Source organism: Alteraurantiacibacter lauratis (assembly GCF_037154155.1).
Lineage (GTDB): Bacteria > Pseudomonadota > Alphaproteobacteria > Sphingomonadales > Sphingomonadaceae > Alteraurantiacibacter > Alteraurantiacibacter lauratis.
Genome location: NZ_JBANRN010000001.1, coordinates 162,382 through 178,523, shown reverse-complemented (window position 1 = coordinate 178,523; position 16,142 = coordinate 162,382). Strand labels below are relative to the sequence as shown.

Annotated in this window: 13 protein-coding genes; 6 read left to right on the top strand and 7 right to left on the bottom strand. The window is 63.7% G+C overall.

Annotated elements, in window-relative coordinates; all coding sequences use genetic code 11:
- Positions 1-45: 45 nt before the first annotated feature.
- Both WFP39_RS00815 and WFP39_RS00810 read right to left on the bottom strand, forming a co-directional pair.
- Positions 46-927 (bottom strand): N-acetylmuramoyl-L-alanine amidase family protein, encoded by an 882-nt coding sequence (locus WFP39_RS00815; RefSeq protein WP_336917202.1) that lies wholly within the window; start codon positions 925-927, stop codon positions 46-48.
- Between the two features lie 89 nt (positions 928-1,016).
- Positions 1,017-1,322, bottom strand: coding sequence for a hypothetical protein (locus tag WFP39_RS00810; protein WP_336917201.1), 306 nt, complete (start codon positions 1,320-1,322; stop codon positions 1,017-1,019).
- A gap of 154 nt (positions 1,323-1,476) precedes the next feature.
- On the opposite strand from WFP39_RS00810, the gene WFP39_RS00805 reads away from it, so the two are divergent.
- Positions 1,477-4,245, top strand: a complete 2,769-nt coding sequence (locus WFP39_RS00805) for an Rne/Rng family ribonuclease (protein WP_336917200.1) — start codon at positions 1,477-1,479, stop codon at positions 4,243-4,245.
- Positions 4,246-4,331: 86 nt separating this feature from the next.
- Here the strand turns inward: WFP39_RS00805 and WFP39_RS00800 are convergent, their stop codons facing one another.
- Positions 4,332-5,762 carry an NAD-dependent succinate-semialdehyde dehydrogenase gene (locus tag WFP39_RS00800; RefSeq protein ID WP_336917199.1) on the bottom strand — a complete coding sequence of 477 codons (1,431 nt, stop codon included), beginning with the start codon at positions 5,760-5,762 and terminating at the stop codon, positions 4,332-4,334.
- Between the two features lie 158 nt (positions 5,763-5,920).
- Here WFP39_RS00800 and WFP39_RS00795 point away from each other — a divergent pair, with 158 nt between their 5' ends.
- Genes WFP39_RS00795 through WFP39_RS00785 form a run of 3 tightly spaced genes read left to right on the top strand, consistent with a single transcriptional unit; the run spans position 5,921 to position 9,150 of the window.
- Positions 5,921-7,036 carry a hypothetical protein gene (locus tag WFP39_RS00795; RefSeq protein WP_336917198.1) on the top strand — a complete coding sequence of 372 codons (1,116 nt, stop codon included), beginning with the start codon at positions 5,921-5,923 and terminating at the stop codon, positions 7,034-7,036.
- A 54-nt stretch (positions 7,037-7,090) separates the two neighbouring features.
- Positions 7,091-7,855, top strand: a complete 765-nt coding sequence (locus WFP39_RS00790) for a glycosyltransferase family 2 protein (protein ID WP_336917521.1) — start codon at positions 7,091-7,093, stop codon at positions 7,853-7,855.
- 5 nt (positions 7,856-7,860) lie between these two features.
- Positions 7,861-9,150: a nucleotide sugar dehydrogenase gene (locus tag WFP39_RS00785; RefSeq protein ID WP_336917197.1), complete on the top strand. Its 1,290-nt coding sequence runs from the start codon at positions 7,861-7,863 to the stop codon at positions 9,148-9,150.
- A gap of 22 nt (positions 9,151-9,172) precedes the next feature.
- Here the strand turns inward: WFP39_RS00785 and WFP39_RS00780 are convergent, their stop codons facing one another.
- From WFP39_RS00780 to WFP39_RS00770, 3 genes are read right to left on the bottom strand one after another with little or no spacing between them, the layout of a single operon-like run.
- A complete protein-coding gene (locus WFP39_RS00780; protein WP_336917196.1) occupies positions 9,173-9,991 on the bottom strand; it encodes an NTP transferase domain-containing protein in 819 nt (272 codons plus the stop codon).
- The gene (locus WFP39_RS00775; protein ID WP_336917195.1) at positions 9,988-11,412 is read right to left on the bottom strand and encodes an MmgE/PrpD family protein; all 1,425 of its coding nucleotides are present in this window, start codon (positions 11,410-11,412) and stop codon (positions 9,988-9,990) included. Before WFP39_RS00775 ends, WFP39_RS00780 begins: the two co-directional genes overlap by 4 nt.
- A gap of 36 nt (positions 11,413-11,448) precedes the next feature.
- Positions 11,449-12,186: an SDR family NAD(P)-dependent oxidoreductase gene (locus tag WFP39_RS00770; protein WP_336917194.1), complete on the bottom strand. Its 738-nt coding sequence runs from the start codon at positions 12,184-12,186 to the stop codon at positions 11,449-11,451.
- A gap of 145 nt (positions 12,187-12,331) precedes the next feature.
- Between WFP39_RS00770 and WFP39_RS00765 the strand changes: the two genes are divergently transcribed.
- On the top strand, positions 12,332-13,114 hold the full coding sequence (locus tag WFP39_RS00765; protein ID WP_336917193.1) for a succinate dehydrogenase iron-sulfur subunit: 783 nt from the start codon (positions 12,332-12,334) through the stop codon (positions 13,112-13,114).
- A gap of 1 nt (position 13,115) precedes the next feature.
- Positions 13,116-14,243 (top strand): cell division protein ZapE, encoded by a 1,128-nt coding sequence (gene zapE / locus WFP39_RS00760; RefSeq protein WP_336917520.1) that lies wholly within the window; start codon positions 13,116-13,118, stop codon positions 14,241-14,243.
- Here zapE and WFP39_RS00755 read toward each other — a convergent pair.
- Positions 14,240-16,135, bottom strand: a complete 1,896-nt coding sequence (locus WFP39_RS00755) for an XrtA/PEP-CTERM system amidotransferase (protein ID WP_336917192.1) — start codon at positions 16,133-16,135, stop codon at positions 14,240-14,242. The genes zapE and WFP39_RS00755 overlap by 4 nt on opposite strands.
- Positions 16,136-16,142: the final 7 nt, after the last annotated feature.

The window sequence follows — 16,142 nt, the reverse complement described above, 5'->3', positions numbered from 1 at the left end:
AGCGGTGGTTGCCAGTTCGAAAGCACGGCCGATGCCGCGCGCAGGCTACTCCAACGGAACTTCGCGGGTTCGCGCCAACTGCACCCGGATGGCGCGCGCCATCACCTCGGCGAATGCGCGCTGCCCGGCGGGCGATGACAGGCGCTGCGCATCGGCTGCATTGGTGATGAAGCCGGATTCGAACAGCACCGATGGCACATCCGGCGCGCGCAATACCGCCAGCGCGGCGGATCGCTTGGGCTCAGGATGGAAATCGAGCACGCCTTCCGCCTCGCGCAGGATAATATCGGCAAAGCCTTCCGATGCCGCCGAGGTGCGGCGCTGCGCCAGTTCAACCAGAATCGCATTTACATTCGGATTATCGCCGGACAGGGTAACGCCATTTATGCGGTCTGCCTCGTTCTCGCGCTCGGCGAAGCGGGCGGCCGCCTCGGAGGACGCGCGTTCGGACAGGGTGTAGATGCTGGCGCCGCTCACGCCCTCGCGGTCGCCGGCAGAATCGGCATGGATCGACAAGAACAGGTCTGCACCCAGCGCACGGGCAATCTGCACCCGCTCGGCCAACGCCAGATAGCGGTCATCGTTGCGGGTCATCGCCACGCGGATTCCCCCTTCGGCCAGCAACTGGTCGCGCAGTGCACGCGCAAGGCCAAGAACAACCGCCTTTTCCTTGATCGCGGGGCCGGATGCCCCCGGATCATGCCCGCCATGCCCCGGATCGATCACCACGAGCGGGCGTGCGGCATCCTGCGGCCCCTCAATCTCTGGCAGGTCGAGCGCTTTGCCCGCTTCGGGCAGTTCGATACGGATCACATAGTCGCGGCCCAGATAGGGCACCGGAATGACCTTGCCAAAAACATACAGGCCCGCAACCGCGATGACGGGCGCGATGAAAAGCAGGGCAATCTGGATGCGATACCAAATCAAGCCGTTATCCGCCCACTATCCCCATATGCGCCACAGCCCAGGACCGGGCGCGTTACCTGTGCACCTTGCCGACACAGCCTTGCCGATACCTATGCCCTGTTGAAAGGAAATTTACCAAGCCGCGCAATAAGGTTGCCGTGGCTTTCCCCAAATGCTAGCCCTGCAATTGCCCGAACATTCCGTTTCGGGACACTTCCGAACAGCATTTCATGCAGTTTCGGCAATGAATACAGGTTGATGTCGTGATGAAAAGCAAGAGCCACATGGTCAGCCGGCGGTCGCAAGATCGCCACGCGGCTGCCTCGGCTCTCGCGCAGAAGCAAACCCTGCGCCTTTTTACCCCGGCAGACACATTCCGCAGCGCCCGTGACCGGCTTGCCGGTTGCAGCGCCCACAATCCCTTCCCCTTCGCGCAGCGTATCCCGGTGGCCTTGTCCCTCGGTAGCGATTCGGCGCCTGGGGGAAATCAACGATATCGGCACGCAGTGGATGCGCCCGGCCCCTCGTGGCCCGGTTCCCGCCCTGGATCGCGTGCCAGGAGAATTTACTATGGCAACGCGCATGCTTATCGATGCGCGCCACCCGGAAGAAACGCGGGTGGCGGTACTCAAGGGAAACCGGGTTGAGGAGTTTGATTTCGAATCTGCTGAACACAAGCAGATCAAGGGCAATATCTATCTCGCCAAGGTAACCCGCGTCGAACCTTCGCTTCAGGCGGCGTTCGTGGATTTTGGCGGCAATCGCCACGGTTTCCTCGCTTTCAGCGAAATCCATCCCGACTATTACCAGATCCCTGCGGAGGACCGCGCCAAGCTGCTCGCCGAAGAACAGGCCGCCGCGGAGGAAGAGGCCGCTCTGCGTGCAGAGGAGGAGGACGAGGAAGACGGTTATTCCGCCGATGATGATCTGGACGGATCGGGCGTCGAGGAAATCGACACCTCCGAAAAGGACGATGTCGCCACGATCGAGGACGGCCAGCTCGCCAATGGCGACGAGGACGACGATGGCGGCGATAACGGTTCGGACGATGATGCCGGCACCGAAGGCGAAGATGCCGAAGCCAGTGACGACGGCCGCAAGGGTCGTGGTCGCGGCCGGGGCCGTCGCCAGGGCAAACGCGGCGGAGGCGCCAGCAGCCGCGCCAAGGAAATCGACGATGTGCGCGCCAAGCGGCAGGCGCTGCGCCGCCGCTACAAGATCCAGGACGTCATCCAGCGCCGCCAGGTGTTGCTGGTGCAGGTGGTCAAGGAAGAGCGCGGCAACAAAGGCGCAGCGCTCACCACCTATTTGAGCCTTGCGGGCCGTTACTGCGTGCTGATGCCCAATTCCAGCCATGGCGGCGGGATCAGCCGCAAGATTTCCAGCGGGGCAGATCGCAAGCGCCTGAAGCAGATCGTGGCCGAGCTTAACTTGCCGCGTTCCATGGGTCTGATCGTGCGTACCGCCGGCCTGCAGCGAACCAAGACCGAGATCAAGCGCGACTTCGATTATCTCGCCCGCTTGTGGGACGAGATCCGCGAACGCACGCTGGCTTCTTCGGCACCGGCGATGATCCATTCGGATTCCGACCTTATCAAGCGCGCCATCCGCGACATCTACTCGCGCGAGATCGAGGAAGTGGTGGTCGAGGGGGCCGAAGGCTACCGCGCCGCGCGCGATTTCATGAAGCTGCTGATGCCCAGCCATGTGCGGCGCGTGAAGGCCTATTCGGACCCCGTGCCGCTGTTCCAGCGTTATGGCGCGGAAGACCAGCTTTCGGCCATGTACGATCCGGTGGTGCAGCTGAAGAGCGGCGGCTATCTGGTCATCAACCCCACCGAAGCGCTTGTGTCGATCGACATCAATTCCGGTCGGTCCACAAAGGAGCACGGGATCGAGGCAACCGCGCTCAACACCAACCTTGAAGCCGCGCGCGAAATTGCCCGGCAATTGCGCCTGCGCGACATGGCCGGTTTGGTGGTGATCGACTTCATCGACATGGAACACTCCAGCAACACCCGCAAGGTGGAGCGGGCGATGAAGGAAGCGCTGAAGAACGACCGCGCGCGCATTCAGATCGGCCGTATATCGGGATTTGGCCTGATGGAAATGAGCCGCCAGCGTCTGCGCACCGGCGTGCTGGAAGCCAGCACCCGGTCGTGCCCGCATTGCGACGGCACCGGGCTTGTGCGCACCGCATCCTCTGCCGGTCTGGCCGCGCTGCGCCTGATCGAGGATGAGGCCGCCAAGGGCAAGGGCACAATCATCACGCTCTACGCCTCGACCGAGGCGACAATCTATCTGCTCAATGCCAAGCGCGCCGATCTGACCGAGATCGAGCAGCGCTATGGCGTAACGGTACAGGTCGTGCCTGAAGGCGAAAACGAGGGCGCCAAGATGCGCGTCGCCTCCTCCGGCCCGCGCCCGGCTGAGCCGCCGAGGTTCGAACCGATCATCGACGAGGTCGAGCCGGACGAGGACTTTGCCGAAGACGAGGCCGAGGACGAGGACGAAGTGGAGGAGGACCGTGACGCTCGCCGTTCGCGCGATGGTGACGGCGAACGCGGAGAAGGCCGCAGCAAGCGCCGCCGCCGCCGTGGTGGCCGCAATCGCGGGCGTGATCAGGACGATGCCGCCGGTCAGGATACCGACGATGAAGCCCGCGATGAAGGCGATGCGTCCGACGACGCAACTGCACCGGCTGCTAGTGGCGACGACGCGGAAGCCCGCGAAACGCGCCGCAAGCGACGCCGCCGTGGTGGCCGTGGACGCGGTCGTCGCCGGGATATCGGTGAAGGTGCAGAGACCCAGGAAACCCAGGACAGCCCCGAAAGCGAAACGGTTGGCGAGGTTGACGAAACCTCCGCTGTCGCAGTGGAAGCCGAAAGCGCCGAGGAACCTGCCGCAGCCGAAAAGCCCAAGCGCAGAAGGGCACCGCGCAAGAAGGTGGCCGATGGAGAAACTGGCGCCGAGGAAGCGGCACCTGCTGCTGAAGAGGACGTTGCCGAAACTGCAAAGCCAAAACGCACGCGCCGCAAGAAGGCGGACGTAAGCGAAAATGAGGGGGCCGCGCCTGCCGTTGAAGCGGAAGAAAGCGCTGCGGAAGCTCCCGCGGAACCCGCCAAGCCCAAGCGCACGCGGCGCAAAAAGGCTGAGATCGCCGATGCCGAATCAGCCGAGCCAGTGGCAGCCGTAGCAGAACGCGTTGCAGAGGCCGAAACCGCTCCTGTTGCGCAGGATACGGTGCAAGCCGCTAACGATGCCGACAGCTCTGGCGAGGCGAACACCGAAACCGGCCAGCCCCGCCGCGGCTGGTGGCAGCGCACCTTCGGCCAGTAAGCAGCGCAGCCATAATCACAGAACGGGCCGGTCTGCCGCAAATGGCAGGCCGGCCCTTTTCGCGTCGGTAATGCCCCGCATCGAACTCAGGCGCGGAGACCACCCACGAGCCGGTATTTCAGCTCCAGATATTCGTCCATGCCATGGCGCGATCCTTCGCGGCCCAGCCCCGATTGCTTCATCCCGCCAAACGGCGCGACTTCGGTGCCCAGCAGCCCTTCATTGAGCGCCACCATCCCGTATTCGAGACCATCCATCACCCGCCAGGCCCGCCCAATGTCGCGGGTATAGAGATAGGATGCGAGGCCGTAATGCGTGGCATTGGCAATGCGCAACGCCTCCTCCTCGCCCGAAAAGCGCATGACCGAGGCGACGGGGCCAAAGATCTCGTCCTGTGCAATCGCCATGTCCTGCGTCACGCCAGTGAGAACGGTGGGCGTGTAAAACTGCGCTCCGGCATTGTGCCGCCCGCCGCCGCAGGCCAGCTGGGCACCCTGTTCGCGTGCGCGGTCCACCATGCCTTCCACGCGTTGCAGTGCGCGGTCGTTGATCAGCGGGCCGATCTGGCTGGCGGGATCGAGGCCGTTGCCCACCATCAGTTCGCTGGCACGGGCGGTGAACCGCTCCACGAAGCTGTCGTGCACGCTTTCCTCCACCAGCAGGCGGTTAAGGCCGATACAGGCCTGGCCGGCATTGCGAAACTTGGCGATCATCGCCCCTTCCACGGCGGCGTCGAGATCGGCATCGGCAAATACGATGAAGGGCGCATTGCCGCCCAATTCCATGCTGGCGCGTTTGATGGTGCCGCCTGCCTGCGTCAGCAGGATGCGGCCCACGGCGGTGGAGCCGGTGAAGCTGATCTTGCGCACTGTGGGATGGGTGCAGAACACGCGGCCCACCATCGCCGCATCGGCCGATGGCAGGATGCGGAAGATTGCTTCGGGCACACCCGCGCGCCGCGCCAGCGTTTCCAGCGCCAGCGCGCACAGCGGGGTTGCCTCGGACGGCTTCACCACCATCGCGCAGCCCGCCGCCAATGCCGGCGCGGATTTGCGGGTAATCATGGTCAGCGGGAAATTCCATGGCGTGATCGCGGCGCAGGTGCCCACGGCTTCCTTGGTGACGATCACCTCCTTGCCGGGGCCGAAGCTGGGCACGGTTTCGCCATAGGCGCGCTTGGCTTCTTCGGAATACCAATCAACGAAGCTGGCCGCGTAATCGAGTTCGCCGCGCGATTCCGCCAGCGGCTTGCCCGCTTCCAGCGTGCAGAGCAGGCTCAGTTCCTCGCGGTGCGCGATGATGAGGTCGAACCAGTCGCGCAGCACCCGGCTGCGGTGTTTGGCCAGCGCGCCCGCCCATTCGCGCCGCGCCGCCTCGGCCGCGATAATTGCAGCGTCGATTTCGCTTTCGGAATAGGTGCGCACGCGGCACAACTCCTCGCCCGTGGCCGGGTTCATCACCGCCATGCCCGCATCGTCCAGTCCGTGTTCAATCAGGGAGAGGGGAAGCGTGGTCATGTGCGTGAAATCCTTTGTGGGGGTAGTGCGCCGCCGATCTGCCCCTTCGCGCCCGCTTTGCCAAGGGACAAGGTTGACATTTTGCCCCCACGGCACCTAGGAGGCCGCGCCTTGTCCGCCGCCGTCCGGGCGAAGCGGACCCTTCGCACGGAGCCCAAGTGACCGCGCTTTACGCCCTGCCCGATCATGAAGTGGTCCTCAACCTGCTTCCCGCCATCGCGCAGACCTGCCTTGGGGTGGAGGAAGCGGTGGAGCGCATCCGCGCGGTGCCGGGCATGGTGCCGCTGGCGATTGACCATGCCGACGGCCCTGAAAATGCCCGCGTTCTGTGGGGCGACATCGGGGATTACCCGTTCCGCGAGTGGCAATATATGTTCACCGTGGAAGCGCTGGCCAAGGAAGACCGCATTGGCGAGCATTTCGCCACGCCCTTTGCGATCCTTCAGGACGAACGCATTCTGGTGGATTGCATCGCGCCATCGGGCTTCATGTTCCATATCAGCCGCTGCGGATCGACCTTGACCGGCAAGGCGCTGGCGCGCACCCCGCGCCATCTTGTCATCAACCAGGGCGGCCCCTTGCAGCGCGGGTTCTGGGCCACACTGACTCGCGATTTCACGCAGGCCCTGGAGACAAGCGCGGAGAACCTTGCGGCCTTTCGCAATCTCACGCTGGCCATGATGCGGCGGCGCCTGCCGCAGCAGCAATTTGCCTTCATGAAGTTCATCAGCTGGAACACGCTTTACATGGATTTCGCCATGCAGGCCTTTCCCGGCGTGCCCGCACTGTTCCTGTATCGCGATCCGGTTGAAGTGATCGCCTCTGTGCTCAAGGAAACCAGCGCCGTGCTCTGGGCGAAAGGGCGCCCGCAGGCCGGGTTCCTTGCCGATTGCGATTGGCGCGAAACCGCCGCCATGGGCGAGGTCGAATATCTGGCGCGCTGCTTTGCCCACTACCTGCGCGTGGCCGAACGCGCGCAAGGCCCGGTTTCCCATGTGAATTACCGCAACATCAACCCGGACAATTTCCCAGCGATCGTCGAACGCGGTCTGGGATTTCATCCGGATGCGGGCGAGCTGGCCCTGATGCTGGAACAGTTCCGCTTTCATTCCAAGGATGACAGCAATTCCAAGGCCTTCAAGGCCGACAGCGCCGCCAAACAGGCCGCCATTTCCGATGCCGACAAGGCGCTCGTTGCCCGCTTCTGCGCGGATCCCATGGCTCGGCTCGACAGGTCGCCCGCCAACCTTTTCCCGCATTCAGCCTGCGTATAAGCTGCGCGTGACACTTGCCGCCGCCCGCCCCGGCCCTACGATACGAACGCATTGATGGAGAACACCGTGACCACCGCCACCGACAAAACGCTCAGCGTCGTCATTCCCAACCACAATTACGGCCGCTTTGTGGGTGCCGCCATCGCCAGCGTGGCCGCGCAGACCTATGGCCCGATCCAGCTGATCGTGGTGGACGATGCCAGCACCGACAATTCGGTGGAGGAAATCCACAAGGCGCTCGATGCCGCCACTTCGCTCGATGCCACGGTGATGATCGCGCTGGAGGAAAATGTCGGCAAGCTGGGTGCGCTCAACCGCGCGCTGGAGCATGTGACGGGGCATTACTTCATCATCCTCGACAGCGACGATGTGCTGACCCCCGAATATGCGGAACGCACCATTGCCGAGCTGGAAAAGGCGCGCGAGGAAGACCCCTCGATCGCGTTCCTCTACACCGATTGCATGCTGATCAACCAGGCGGGCGAGCAGCTGGATCGCGGCAAGTCCGCCGCATGGGATCCGGCGCTGCTCGAACGCTATTCCTTCGTGCCTGAACCCGCGACCTGCCTTGCCGCCCCGGTGCTGGACGCTGCCCCTTATGACGAGGCGATCCGCAAGGGCACCAAGCATCACAAGTGGAAGAAGATTGTCGCCAAGGGATGGAACGGCCGCCATCTGGCCGAACCGCTGTTCTGCTACCGCATGCACGACGCCAATCTTTCGGGGATTGGCAAGCGCGTGACCGCCGAAGTCGAAAGCGGCATTGGCGGCGAACGTATCCTGTCAGGCTATTGGCCGCTGCAAACCACCGAGCGCTGATTGTTATGACGAGCTTTCCGCTGACGCTGGAGAAGGCGCGCATTTGCGTCGTGGGCCTGGGCTATGTCGGCCTGCCCGTGGCCGTGGCTTTCGGACAGAAGTTTCCCACTGTCGGGATCGACATCAAGGCCGCGCGCGTGGCCAAACTCAAGGCCGGTTATGACGAGACGAAGGAAGCCACGGCGGAAGAACTCAGCGCGGCAAAGCACCTCACCTTTACCACCGACTGGGCCGATGCGGCGGATTGCAATGTCTTTATCGTCACCGTGCCCACCCCGCTCAACGATCACAACCACCCCGATCTCTATCCGCTGAAAAGCGCGACGGAGGCAATTGCCCGCGTGCTGAAGCGCGGCGACATCGTGATCTATGAAAGCACCGTCTATCCCGGCTGCACCGACGAGTTTTGCGTGCCGATCCTGGAGGAGCTTTCGGGCCTCACCTACAATGTGGATTTCTTCTGTGGCTATTCGCCGGAACGCATCAATCCGGGCGACAAGCTGCGCAAGCTGCCCGACATCAAGAAGATCACCAGCGGCTCCACCCCGGCCGCGGCGGATTTCGTCGACGAATTCTACCGTGCCGTGGTGACCGCCGGCACGCACCGCGCCAGTTCCATCCGCGTGGCGGAAGCGGCCAAGGTGATGGAAAACACCCAGCGCGACCTCAATATCGCGCTGGCGAACGAACTGGCGATGATCTGCAATCGCATTGGAATCGACACGCTCGAAGTGCTCGAAGCGGCGGGCACCAAGTGGAATTTCATGGCGGTGCGCCCCGGCCTTGTCGGCGGGCACTGCATCGGCGTTGATCCCTATTACCTCACCCACAAGGCCGAGGCCATTGGCCACCACCCCGAAGTGATTTTGGCCGGCCGCCGCATCAACGACCGCGTGGGCAAATATGTGGTCAACCAGTTCGTGCGCCTGATGGGCCGCAAGGGCCTGCTGACGGGCAATATCCGCGTGTTGGTGCTTGGCTTTGCCTTCAAGGAAAATTGCCCCGATCACCGCAACACCAAGGTGGCGAGCATTGTCGAGCATCTGAACGAATTCGACATTGCCGCCGATGTCTACGACCCCTGGGTCGACGCGGACGAGTGCGAGCACGAATACGGCATCCGCCCCATCCCCACGCTGGAGCAGGGCAAATATGACGGCGTGATCCTGGCCGTGGCGCATGACGACATTGTGGCGATGGGTGCCGAAGGCATCCGCGCCTTGGGCAAACCCGGCGCGGCGCTGTATGATGTGAAAAGCGCGCTGCCCAAGGATGCGGTTGATCAGCGGCTTTAGGCGATCCGAACGGCGGCAGGCCTTACTTTCCCGCCGCCAAGCGCCGCTTGATGAGCGTTTCCTCGGTCAGGTCGAAGCTGTGCTTGTGGTCGACATCGATCGGCCCCCAGGGGTAATCAAGCCACGAGACATCGACCGACACCTTCATCCGGCGGCCGATCGCATCCATCAGGCCTTGCAGGCCTTTCAGCTTCAGCTTGTAGATGATGAACGGCCACACGCCGAACGCCTTCAGGATGCGCATGTGGCGCTTGCCGAACTGGCCGCCGCCTTCGAACACCTTCACCGCCTTCAGCGCATTGGGGGTTTTCAGCGCGTAGAGGTTGCAGCTGGAAAAGCCGCCATCCTTCAGCCGGTGGAAAGCAAGGCCCGAATTTGCGTATTCCCGCAAGACCACATCCTCGCGCGTGAAGCCGACCACGGCATCGGCGCGGCTGGCCAGCGCATCGCGCACGAAATCGCGGACGATTTCCGGCGTGTGCAGCGCGTTGTCGCCCGTGGTGATGATCATCGGCAGGGGGCTGTCGATCTCGGCCACCGCCTTCAGCACGCTGTCCGCCAGATTGCCGTGCGACTGGACAAACACCACCCGGCCTTCATCGACCCAGCCCTGCATCGCTGGCGTAGCCGTGAGAATATCGGCTCGGTCAACCGAGACGTGGATCTTGGCAAAACAGCCCGATTCCACCAGCGCTTCCAGCACGCGTTCCAGCATCACCTGTCCGTCCAGCGTGACGAGGCATTTGTGCGACAGCCCCTGTATCTTCGCCACCGGATCATCCACTCCTCGGCGGCTGGCGGCCATGACGAGGCAGGAGGGTTGCGTAACGCTCTGGGTCATTTGGGTGCCTTTCCAGCAGGCGTGAAAGCGGCGGCGCGCATCAGATCGCCCGCATCGGCAAGGGTAGGAAACCGGGTGAGCACATCACGCAAGACAACCCGACCATCCCCTTCCAACACACCGATGCAGCACCCCTCGAACTTCGCCCAGTATTCATCCCAAGTGAAGGGCGCAGCCTTGCTGCCCTTGGGCCATTCGTGCACCGATTTCAGGACGCGGCCGTCCTTCAGCGTGATATGCACCTCGGTCGGGAACTCGCCTTCCAGCTTGTCCACCGGGTGGCGGTGAATGAGCGGGAAAAGGCTGCGCACATCCTCGCCCCACACCGCTTCCTCGGTAAAGTCGGACAGGGTGCATTGCCCGCGCGCCAGCACGCAGCCGACGGCATATTCGGCGGAAAACTTCGCTTCCAGCGGGCTTTGCGGATCGGTGTAGAACACATTGTTGAAGTGCACGCGCGGCATATGCAGGTCCACCCGCGCCACATCGGCAGCGGTAAAGCCATGCGCGGCGCGCAGATCGAGCACACCGTCCATCGCCCGGTGGATCGCACCGCAGGTGGGAAAGCGCTTCACGCGGAACTTGTGTTCGGTAATCAGCAGCGGTTCGCCCACGCTTTCCAGCTCGAAACGCAGGTTCTGCCCGTGTTCGATATGGGCGATCGTGTCGCGCAACTCTTCGTAATCGGGCCCAACCATCAGCCGGTTCATGCCTGTGCGCCCGTCCAGCGTGTCGCGCCCGGCGGTAATGCCAGCAGCAGCCATGCGTGCGGCCATGATCCCCCCCTTGGCGGCAAGCCCCGCGTGCACCGGCTTCATCTCGGTACCGAACTGGCTCATGAAGCCGCTCGACATCGAGGTGGCGATGGACAGCGCGCGGGCGCAAGCCTCCGCCTCCAACTCCAGCAGGCGGCAGACCGCCGCGGTCGCCCCCATCACGCCCACGGTGGCGGTCGCGTGCCAACCTCGGTTGCGGTGCGTGGGGTTAAGGCCCTGCCCAATCCGTCCCAGAATCTGCAAGCCGACAATATAGGCATCAAGACACGCCGCGCCGCTCTGTCGCTCTTCCTCCGCCACGGCCATAATCGCTGGCAGCAGCACGGTAGTGGGATGCGCCTTGGGCGGATCGAAATTGTCATCGAAGTCAAGCGCGTGGGCAATAGTGCCATTGACCAGCGCCGCCCATGGTGCGGCGAGCTTTTCCCGGCGGCCAAACACGCTGCATGGCCCCGTGCCCCATGGCGCCACCGTGGCAAACAGCTTGTCCGCCACCGGCTCCACCGCGCCGGGCACCATCACGGCAACCGTGTCCACGAATTCGCGGTGCGCCCAGTCCAGCGCATCGTCCGGCCATTGCGCGGGCACATTGGCGATCCAGTCGCCGTAAACATCGAGCGGATTGGGAGAGAATTTGTCGGTCACGCCCGCCCCTGTAAACATGGGGGAAACGGGACGCAACTAGGGCGCGATAACCTCGCCATCCCAGCCGATCAGCAACCCCGATTGATCCGGGCCAACCTGCATCACCACATCGACCAGCGCCTGCGCGGCCTCGCGCCGCATCTTGAGCTGCCCTGGCGGCAAACCCTGCTGGAACGGAGCGGACAGGCGCGTTTCCACCGTGCCGGGATGCAGCGCCACGACTGCGCCCTGCTTGTGCGTCCGTCCCAGCTCAATCGCCCAGTTTTTCACCAGCATATTGAGCGCCGCCTTGCTGGCACGATAGGAATGCCACCCGCCAAGCCGGTTATCCGAAATGGACCCGACCTTGGCCGACAGCACGGCGAATACAATGCGCCGGTCGCGCGGCATCAGCGGCAGCATATGCTTGGCGATCAGGGCGGGACCGATCGTGTTGACGGCAAAGGCCTGCGCCATCGCGGCCGCATCCATCGCCTTGTAGCTCTTTTCCGGCGGCGTGCCGTCATCCAGCGTCAGTGCTCCGCTTGCCACCAGCACAAGTTCCGGCGGTGCATTGGCCATGCTTGCGGCGGCGGCTGCAATGCTGGCTTCGTCCGTCAGGTCAAAGGTGAATGGCGCAACCAGGTGATGGCGCGGCACATCCCCGCTGCGCGATCCGGCCCTGACCGGCACGGCGCGATCGGCCAGGACGCGGGTAAAGGCTGCGCCAATTCCCCCACTTGCGCCAAAAACGGCAGCAGATGCGGGCCAGTGTGCCGGTGCTGGCTTGGACAATCCCATCTTGCCGTTCTAGCGACCCCCAGCGGCAACGCCACAATGGACCTTCTGCCGTATCCTTTCCGGTTGAACTTCCCCGAAAGCGGGGTTGCTGGCACGTCGTCTCTCACCTAAATGGGCGGGGATTGGAGATCGTAACGCAATGGCCACTTTCACCCTTCCGAAGAACAGCAAGATCAATGGCAACGGCACGGTTCACAAGGCCGAAGGCGCCGCGCGGGTGAAAAGCTTCCGCATCTATCGCTGGAACCCGGATGACGGGCAAAACCCGCGTTACGACACGTTCGAGATCGACCTCGACAATTGCGGGCCGATGGTGCTGGACGCGCTGTTCAAGATAAAGAACGAGATCGACCCCACGCTGACCTTCCGTCGGTCCTGCCGCGAGGGGATTTGCGGTTCCTGCGCGATGAACATGAACGGCAAGAACGGCCTTGCCTGCACCACTGCGATCGAGGATCTGCCCGGCGAAGTGCGAATCACACCGCTGCCGCATATGCAGGTCATCAAGGATCTGGTGCCCGATTTCACCAATTTCTATGCCCAATATGCCAGCATACGCCCCTGGCTGCAGACCGTCTCCACCACGCCGAGCGGGAAGGAGCGGCTGCAATCGCCCGAACAGCGCGAAAAGCTGGACGGACTTTACGAATGCATCCTGTGCGCTTGCTGTTCCACTTCTTGTCCCAGCTATTGGTGGAATTCGGACAAGTTCCTTGGCCCGGCGATCCTGCTGCAGGCCTATCGCTGGCTGGCGGACAGCCGTGACGAGATGACGGGCGAGCGGCTGGACGAACTGGAAGACCCCTTCCGCCTCTACCGCTGCCACACCATCATGAACTGCGCCAATGTCTGCCCGAAGGGCCTTTCGCCCGCGCGCGCCATTGCCGAGATCAAGAAGATGCAGGCCGAACGGCAGGCCTGACCTGTCCGGCCTGATTTCCCGTTACGAATCTTTGCTGGCATCGGGAGAACTGCGCCCCGATGCCGGCCAACGCGCGGCCGCCGAAGTGCTGGCGCGCGTGCAGGCGGGGCTGGAAAAGCCTGCTGAAACCGGCGGGTTCTTGAAGCGGCTTGTCGGTTCCTCCACCCCGCAAGCGGTGCGCGGTGCCTATCTATGGGGTGGCGTTGGGCGCGGCAAATCCATGCTGATGGATCTGTTTCACGAGACATTGGCCCTGCCGCTCAAGGCCAAACGCCGCGTTCACTTCCACGCTTTCATGCAGGAGGTGCACACCCGGCTGCGCGATGCACGCAAGGGCGAAAGCGGTGATCCGATCCCGCCGGTCGCCGCCGCCCTCGCCGCCGATCTGCGCTGCCTCGCCTTTGACGAGATGGTGGTGAACAATTCGGCCGATGCCATGATCATGAGCCGGCTGTTCCGCGCGCTGATCGTGGATCACGGCGTGACCGTTGTAACAACAAGCAACCGCCCCCCGCACGACCTCTACAAGGACGGCATCAACCGCGAGCTGTTTCTGCCCTTCATCGACCTGATCGGCGAACGGCTGGATGTGGTGGAACTGAATGGCCCAACCGATTACCGGCTCGACCGGATTGGTGGTATGGCAAGCTGGCACTCGCCGCTGGGCGAGGAGGCCACCGCGCAATTGCGCGAGCTGTTCTTCCGGCTCACCGATTTCGCACCTGAAGATGCCGCGCATGTGCCCAGTGCCGAACTCGATGTCGGCGGCGGACGCACCTTGCACGTGCCCAAGAGCCTGAAGGGCGTGGCCGTGTTCAGCTTCAAGCGGCTGTGCGGCGAGGCGCGCGGCGCGGCGGATTATCTGGCAATTGCGCAGGCCTATCACACGGTGATCCTCGTCGGCATCCCGCAATTGGGGCCGGATATGCGCAACGAGGCGGCGCGTTTCGTCACGCTGATTGATGCGCTGTATGAAAACCGGGTAAAGCTGTTCGCGAGCGCCGCGGTGGAGCCTGCCGCGCTCTATCCCAAAGGTGACGGCGCGTTCGAATTCGAACGCACGGTGAGCCGCCTCATGGAAATGCAGAGCGCCGATTACATGGCGCTGGGCCACGGCGAGGACGGCTAGACCACACCCAACCGCGCAAGCGACTTGTCGAGCATGATGAGTTGCCACAGCAGGCGCGAATGGTCGCTGCGCCCGGCAATATGCGCCTCGGCCATCCCACTCAGCACCGTCTTGTCGAACCATCCGGTGCGCGCCAGCGCCGAACCGCTCGCCACCCCGCGGGCCTCTGCCGCAAGTGGCCCGCGGAGCCATTGCGCAATCGGCGTCACAAAGCCTTGCTTGGGCCGATAGAGGATGTGGTCGGGCAAATGCCGTTCCATTGCTTTTTTCAGCAGCCACTTGCCTTGCCGCCCCTTCACCCGCAGCGCTTCGGGCAGGGTGGCGGCAAATTCCACCAGACGGTGATCGAGTAGTGGCTCGCGCGCTTCCAGGCTCACCGCCATGCTGGTGCGGTCCACCTTGGTGAGGATATCCCCCGGCAACCAGAACTTGAGATCGGCATATTGCGCGGCGTCGAGGCCGGATCGCGCGGGCGCGCTTTCCATGATCTGCACCACCGCATCCTCTGCGCGGTAATCGCCAATCGCCGCCCGCAAGCCATCGCCGTAGATGGGCAGGCGCAGTTCGGGCGGCACGCTGGACAAGGCGCGGGCATAACCTTGCGCGCCTGAGCCTGCGAGCGATTGCAGCGTGGATTTGAAGCGTAGGGGGCGCGGTGCCCAGTCCGCCTTGGGCCATGCATCGCCCAGCGGCCCCAGCACGGCGGAACGCAGATCGGCCGGCAGCAGTCGCCGCACACGCTCCTCGTGATGATGAAAGACCTGCCGCCGGTATCCGGCCAGCGCCTCGTCCGCGCCATCGCCCGACAAGGCGACCGTCACCTTTTCACGCGCGAGCTGGCACACGCGCCATGTCGGCAGCGCGCTGGCATCGGCAAAGGGTTCGTCGAACATCGCAGCGAGCTGGTCAATCGCATCAAATTGGTCGGCACTGACTGTGCGCGCGGAGTGGTTGGTGCCGAACAGGCGCGCGACTTGGGCGGCATAGCCGGTTTCGTCCACCTCCTGCACATCAAACCCGATGGAACAGGTGTTGACCGGGGCGCTGCTCGCCTCGGCCATCATCGCCACCACGGTGGAGCTGTCCACCCCGCCAGACAGGAACGCGCCCAGCGGCACGTCGGCTACCATGCGGCTGGTCACTGCCTCGCGCAAGTGATGCAGCAATTCGGCCTCCAGATCGCGGGCCTTGCCGCGCCGCCTTTCAGCAAACGAGATGTCCCAATAGGCTTGCGGCGCTGCGGGCGGCGCATCGTGGCGCAGCAATTGCCAGTGGCCCGCGGGCAGCTTGCTGACACCCTTCAGGATCGAGCGGTGATCGGGCACATAGCCAAAGGCCATGTAATCCTCCACCGCCAGCGGATCGGCCTCGCGCCGCAGCAGCGGATGCGCGAGCAGGCCTTTCAGTTCGCTGGCAAAGGCCATCGACCCGTCCGAGAGCAGCGCGGTGAACAGCGGCTTCACCCCGAAACGGTCGCGCGCCAGAAACAGCGTTCGCTGGGCCTTGTCATATATGGCAAAGACGAACATCCCGTTGAGGCGGCTCACGCAATCCGGGCCCCAGCGCTGATAGGCGGCCAAGATTACCTCGGTATCGCCCGCTGTGCGAAACTGCGCGCCCTGCCCTTCCAGCTCGCGCCTGAGTTCGCGGTAATTGTAGATCTCGCCGTTGAAGCTGATGACATGGCGGTCATCGGCGGAATGCATGGGCTGCGGAGAACCGGCCAGGTCAATGATTGACAGGCGGCGGTGCCCCAGACCCACGCCGGGCGCCGTCCACACACCCGAACCATCCGGCCCGCGATGCGTCAGCGCGTCGCACATCCGCTCCACCCGCTGCGGGTCAACCGGTTTGATCGTGCCGCAATGAAAGATCCCCGCAATTCCGCACATGGGCGCC

What these genes read in the sequence shown, in the direction of transcription:
- WFP39_RS00785 (WP_336917197.1), top strand. Translation starts at nt 7,861, where the DNA reads ATGACGAGCTTTCCGCTGACGCTGGAGAAGGCGCGCATTTGCGTCGTG.
- WFP39_RS00805 (WP_336917200.1), top strand. Translation starts at nt 1,477, where the DNA reads ATGGCAACGCGCATGCTTATCGATGCGCGCCACCCGGAAGAAACGCGG.
- WFP39_RS00755 (WP_336917192.1), bottom strand. Translation starts at nt 16,135, where the DNA reads ATGTGCGGAATTGCGGGGATCTTTCATTGCGGCACGATCAAACCGGTT.
- WFP39_RS00800 (WP_336917199.1), bottom strand. Translation starts at nt 5,762, where the DNA reads ATGACCACGCTTCCCCTCTCCCTGATTGAACACGGACTGGACGATGCG.
- WFP39_RS00780 (WP_336917196.1), bottom strand. Translation starts at nt 9,991, where the DNA reads ATGACCCAGAGCGTTACGCAACCCTCCTGCCTCGTCATGGCCGCCAGC.
- WFP39_RS00790 (WP_336917521.1), top strand. Translation starts at nt 7,091, where the DNA reads ATGGAGAACACCGTGACCACCGCCACCGACAAAACGCTCAGCGTCGTC.
- WFP39_RS00765 (WP_336917193.1), top strand. Translation starts at nt 12,332, where the DNA reads ATGGCCACTTTCACCCTTCCGAAGAACAGCAAGATCAATGGCAACGGC.